General features: G+C 35.3%; 7 protein-coding genes. All 7 read left to right on the top strand.

Annotated elements, in window-relative coordinates:
- A partial coding sequence (locus tag ACEW8E_RS01190; protein WP_373478514.1) for a PIN domain-containing protein occupies positions 1-245 on the top strand: 245 nt, incomplete at its 5' end.
- 110 nt (positions 246-355) lie between these two features.
- Positions 356-616, top strand: a complete 261-nt coding sequence (locus tag ACEW8E_RS01185; RefSeq protein ID WP_373478513.1) for a type II toxin-antitoxin system Phd/YefM family antitoxin — start codon at positions 356-358, stop codon at positions 614-616.
- Positions 616-870: a type II toxin-antitoxin system RelE/ParE family toxin gene (locus tag ACEW8E_RS01180; protein ID WP_373478512.1), complete on the top strand. Its 255-nt coding sequence runs from the start codon at positions 616-618 to the stop codon at positions 868-870. Before ACEW8E_RS01185 ends, ACEW8E_RS01180 begins: the two co-directional genes overlap by 1 nt.
- Before the next feature lie 133 nt (positions 871-1,003).
- Positions 1,004-1,222, top strand: coding sequence for a hypothetical protein (locus ACEW8E_RS01175; RefSeq protein ID WP_373478511.1), 219 nt, complete (start codon positions 1,004-1,006; stop codon positions 1,220-1,222).
- Positions 1,222-1,473, top strand: coding sequence for a hypothetical protein (locus tag ACEW8E_RS01170; RefSeq protein WP_373478510.1), 252 nt, complete (start codon positions 1,222-1,224; stop codon positions 1,471-1,473). The genes ACEW8E_RS01175 and ACEW8E_RS01170 overlap by 1 nt, the downstream gene beginning before the upstream one ends.
- A 52-nt stretch (positions 1,474-1,525) precedes the next feature.
- Positions 1,526-2,227, top strand: coding sequence for a DUF928 domain-containing protein (locus ACEW8E_RS01165; RefSeq protein ID WP_373478509.1), 702 nt, complete (start codon positions 1,526-1,528; stop codon positions 2,225-2,227).
- Between the two features lie 172 nt (positions 2,228-2,399).
- Positions 2,400-5,771 carry a magnesium chelatase subunit H gene (gene bchH, locus ACEW8E_RS01160; protein ID WP_373478508.1) on the top strand — a complete coding sequence of 1,124 codons (3,372 nt, stop codon included), beginning with the start codon at positions 2,400-2,402 and terminating at the stop codon, positions 5,769-5,771.
- Positions 5,772-5,895: the final 124 nt, after the last annotated feature.

The raw sequence follows: 5,895 nt of genomic DNA, 5'->3' as shown, positions 1-5,895 counted from the left end.
CTAATGGTATCGTGGTTTCTGGTGTTCGTGGCAAATGTTTACGAATTTGTTCGGCTACATCCATTATTGCTTATGCTTCCCAAGTTTTATTTTTCTTTTTCTTCTACTATTTTACCTCGGAAAATGACAAAAGAGGGTTATCTTTATCTGCTAGTATTTGGACTCAAGATCAAGATTTTTTCGGGTGTGGCATAGCTATCTGGACAACCGATACATTAATCTCTTATTTAGCTAATGAATGTTAATTTATCCAATCCAATCAACTTTTGTGAAGTGGGGAGGTACGATCGATTTTGTAGAGGAGAGTTTGATCGATTTGCTAAACTAAAATTGTATTAATAATCGAGTGTCACTTATGGAAAAATTGCTCATCAATAATAATCAAGAAGATTTAATCGAATTAATCAAATCAGTCAATGAAGAAAATAAAATCTATGAATTAGAAGCAATTAATGCTTCGGCGGTGTTAATCTCTCAAAAAGATTATGAAAGTTTACAAGAAACGATCGAGCTATTATCAATTTCAGGACTCAGAGAAAGTTTACAACGCTCCCTTGAACAAATATCTAATCAGGAAACTTACTCTTTAGATGATGTATTGGGAGATATTGATTGATGGTTTATCAAATAAGATTTACCAAAGAAGCCAAAAAAGATGTTGCTCAACTTAACCAAAAACAGAAAGAAAAACTCAAAAAAATTATTCAAGAAATAATAAGTATTAGTCATTATGGTGGCAAAAAACTCCTCGGAGATCTTAGTGGATTCTACTCTATACGTTTAAGTTACAAGGACAGAATCCTTTATACTATTGACGAATCTCAAAAACTAATTTATATTCATCGTGCAAAAACTCATTATGGAGATTAATTCTAGTCAATAATGATTTAAAAGTTCGATTTTGTAGAGAAGAGTTCGATTTTTGTGGGTGGAGTTCGATCGACTCTATAACTTCAGACAAAAGAGTTAGAATAAAATAGTCATAAAGTAGTAACAATTATTAATGATGAAAAGTGTCGAATATTTAACAGATATAAATGGGAACAAAAAAGCGGTAGTTATTCCTATCGAAATATGGGAAAAAATTATCCCCAATGAGATCGATAATGATGATGACTTACCTGAATATGTAGAAAATTATTGTTTAAATCAAGCAATGGAAGAAGCAAAATTAACTCCTTTACTAGATGCAGAAAGTGCCTTGAAATTCTTGGAAGAATAATGAAAGTTGAATATAGAAAATTATTTTTAAAAGACTTGAAAAAATTGAAAAATCAACCAATTTATAAGCAAATTATTGATTTAGTATTCAAACAAATTCCTTCCGTTAATTGTTTACAGGATTTATCTCAAGTTAAAGCCATGAAAGGTTATTATGTAGAGTGTAAAGTTGAAAATTTCGTTTATTTTATCACTAAACGTTACCTAGAACGAGCAAGGGAAGAGTTACTAGATCGCCTTTTTCATATTTAAAAAACCTTAAAAATTTAATGAAAGAAAATAGAAATTCCTGAAAAATAACATTATGAACAATAACTATCAACAAAACAAACATAAAATTATTTTAGCTATATTAGTTGGAATAATACCATTAATCGAGGTATTTTCCTCTGGGGTAAATGCTATTGAATTTCCTGACGCACCAAAAAGAGATGCACCAAAAGCAACCGCTGCAGGAGGAAGAAGAGGAGGTTGTGTGCAAGGTAATTTGCCCATTACAGCCCTAACACCTAGTAATGATAATTATATTCAAACGGTATCTAATCAACCACAATTTTTTGTTTATATTCCTCCCACTAAAGCTAAATTTGCTCAATTTATTCTCAGAGAAGAAAAAGGTAAAGATTTAGATATTCAAGAAATAAAAATAACCGAAGATAACCGAATTATTAACATCAATCTATCCGATAAAATTAAATTAGAAACTGATAAAAAATATATATGGGAAATTTCTCTTATCTGTAATCCGATGTTTATTAACACCAGTAATCATACCAAAGGAATTATTGAAAAAGTTTCTTTGAATGAAGAGACGAAAAAGCAATTATCAACTAATTTAGAAACTCTTAAACAAGCTGAAATTTATGCCAAGCAAGGAATTTGGCAAGATACTTTATCTTTAGTGGCTACGATGAAAGAATCTCAACCCCAACAGTGGCAAGAATTATTAACTTCTGTGGGATTAGATAGCTTAATTGATAAACCATTGATATTAAGTAATGATTAAGAAACTAACCATTGATAATGAGTAATAATTAATTAACAAACCATTGATATAAAAAAATGATTAAGAAACAAACTATTGATAATGAGTAATGATTAATCAAAAAATATTGGTTTTTCCATGACGAAGAAGAATAGTTTACAATACTTAACAACCTTCTATTCTCAAAAAAGTCATGATGATGAAACGCATAGTTTTAATTACTGGATTTGAAACCTTCAACAGTGGTTTATATCGTCAGGCGGCGACTCTCGCTACATTTCGCTGTGAAAATTTAGAAGTAATCGTTTTCAGTGATAACAGTATCACCAGTGAAAGAGAAAAAGTCGAATTCGCTTTACAAACTGCTGATGTGTTTTTTGCTAGTCTGATTTTCGATTATGATCAAGTAATGTGGTTAAGGGAAAGAGTAAGTCATATTTCCATTCGTCTTGTTTTCGAGTCAGCTTTAGAGTTAATGAGTTTAACTCAAATTGGTAAATTTGCCATTGGTGATAAGCCCAAAGGAATGCCAAAACCGATACAATTCATCTTGAGTAAGTTTACTAATAGTAAGGAAGAAGATAAACTGGCAGGATATATCAGCTTTTTAAAAACAGGACCAAAATTATTAAAGTACATTCCTGTTAAAAAAGTCCAAGATTTGCGCAACTGGTTAATTATTTACGGTTATTGGAATGCTTCTGGCACGGAAAATGTTGCTTCGATGTGTTGGTTTATCGCAGAAAATTATCTTGGCTTAAAAGTATCAGAGATTCCTCCTGTCATAGAAACTCCTAATATGGGGTTACTTCATCCAGATTATGAGGGTTATTTTACTTCTCCCCGTGACTATCTGAATTGGTATCAAAACAGATTAGATGATGATAAGACAGGAAGACAGGCAAACAGGAAGACAGGCAGACAAGAAGAAGAAAATATTAATGATGAAAGAGGGTTAATGCCATTAACCCCTACAAGCAACCATCAACTGCCGACAGTGGGGATATTGTTATATCGTAAGCACGTTATCAGCAAACTCCCTTACATTCCTCAATTAATTCGTTACTTTGAAGAAGCAGGATTGATTCCCCTTCCTATTTTTATTAATGGAGTAGAAGGTCATGTTGCCGTAAGGGATTGGATGACAACAGATTATGAGCAAGAAAAACGCCGTCAAGGTATTAATGAAACTCTATCCTTATCTAAGGATGCAGTGAAAGTTGATGCGGTAATCTCTACCATTGGTTTTCCTTTGGTGGGAGGTCCTGCTGGTAGTATGGAGGCTGGAAGACAGGTAGAAGTTGCTAAACGTATCTTAACGGCAAAAAATATTCCCTACATTGTCGCTGCACCTCTGTTAATTCAAGATATTCATTCATGGGTGCGTAAGGGTATCGGTGGTTTGCAAAGTGTGGTATTATACGCTTTACCTGAGTTAGATGGGGCAATAGATACTATCCCGTTGGGTGGTTTAGTAGGTGAAGATATATATTTAATTCCTGAGAGAGTTAAACGTCTCACGGGAAGAGTTAACAACTGGATTAAGTTAAGAAGGAAAGAAAAAGGCGATCGCAAAATTGCTATTATCTTATATGGTTTTCCTCCCGGATATGGTGCAACTGGCACAGCCGCTTTATTAAATGTGCCTAAATCTCTGCAAAAATTACTAACAGCATTGAAGGAAGAAGGTTATAACGTTGATAATATCCCCGAAGACGGTGAGGAAATTCTTAAACAAGTCAAAACCGCCGATGATTTTATTAGTTATTCTGCCCCTAAATCCCCAACATTGGGGACTTTTTCACCCCCAAACTTGGGGGAAGGGGGGCAAAATGGGGGCAAAAATACCGTTGATGTGAAAACCCTTGATCGATGGTTAGGATATATACTAATTAATAAGATACAAAAACAATGGGGAAATCTCACCCAAACAGGCATTAAAACCATTGGTGACAAATTCCAAATCGGCGGTATTCAATTAGGTAACATCTGGATTGGAGTACAACCTCCTCTTGGTATAGCGGGAGATCCCATGAGACTTATGTTTGAAAAGGATTTAACTCCTCATCCTCAATACACCGCCTTTTATAAATGGTTGCAAAACGACTTTGAAGCTGATGCTATTATACATTTTGGAATGCACGGCACAGTGGAATGGTTGCCAGGTAATCCTTTTGGTAATACGGGTTATTCGTGGTCAGATGTACTATTAGGCGACTTACCGAATTTATACATTTACGCTGCTAACAATCCTTCAGAATCTATGTTGGCGAAAAGAAGGGGTTATGGTGTTATTATCTCTCATAATGTGCCTCCTTACGGCAGGGCTGGATTATATAAAGAGTTAATGGCATTAAAAGAGTTAATCAACGAGTATCGAGAAGATACCGAGAAAAATGCCCTCTTAAAAGAAGATATTGTTCAAAAAATAGTCGATAGTGGCTTAAATAAAGACTGTAAATTTAGCGAAGAGGAAAAACGAGGTATTGAATTTACTGCTGACAATGCCAAGGTATTCAGTAAACAGGCATTAAATGATTATTTTGTCCAAATATACGACTATTTGCAAATAGTAGAGCAAAGATTATTTTCCTCTGGTTTACACATCTTAGGGGAAAAACCCAATCAAGAACAACTGCAATCATACCTTGAGGCTTATTTCGATGATACTTATAGTCAACAAAACTTCGCCCAAGAGTTAAACAATAGCGACTTATTCGCCAGAGTGGAGAAGAAAGCAGAAAAAGAAGAAGAATTAAAGCAACGTTTTCAACAACAACAGTTAATTAGTGACTTGTTAATGCAGACAGATGACGAATTGACTAATCTATTAAGAGGCTTAAACGGTGAATACATCCCCCCTGCGCCCGGTGGTGATTTACTCCGAGATGGTGCTGGTGTGCTGCCTACAGGTCGTAACATTCACGCATTAGATCCCTATCGGATGCCTTCTCAGGGTGCGTATTTAAGGGGTAGGGAGATTGGTAAGAAGATTATTGAGCAGAATTTAGAGGAAAATGGTTGTTATCCTGAGACTATCGCCGTCATGTTATGGGGATTAGATGCCATTAAAACAAAAGGCGAATCTATCGGTATTTTACTAGAATTAGTGGGGGCGCAACCAGTGAAGGAAGGCACGGGGCGTATAGTAAGATATGAGTTAATGCCTTTAGAAAAAGTTGGACATCCTCGCATCGATATTTTAGGCAATTTATCGGGTATTTTTAGAGATACCTTTCTGAATATCATCGAATTGTTAGATGATTTGTTTCAACGGGCTTCTACTGCGGAGGAATTGATCGAAAATAACTATATTCGCAAACATTACCTCGAATTACAGCAAAAAGGAATAGAAAACCCTTCGGCACGACTGTTTTGTAATCCTAGCGGTGATTTTGGCTCGTTAGTAAATGATCAAGTCGTAGATGGTAACTGGGAATCTGGGGATGAATTAGCGGATACATGGAAAAGTCGCAATGTTTTCAGCTATGGTAGAAAGGATAAAGGGCAAACCCGCCCCGAAATTTTAGATAAACTATTACAAACTAGGGCGTTGCTGAATTAAAGTATGATTTTTAGATAAGGTGATGCCGAAGGCACGCTACGCGCACGTATCTTTATTACTCTCTTAAATTATCACAGAGGCGTGCTGTGTACCAGAGCCGACGAGCGATCGCTCGTAACTTGTG

It is taken from the genome of Geminocystis sp., from assembly GCF_041753295.1.
Lineage (GTDB): Bacteria > Cyanobacteriota > Cyanobacteriia > Cyanobacteriales > Cyanobacteriaceae > Geminocystis.
This window is presented reverse-complemented; position numbering and strand designations above follow the sequence as displayed.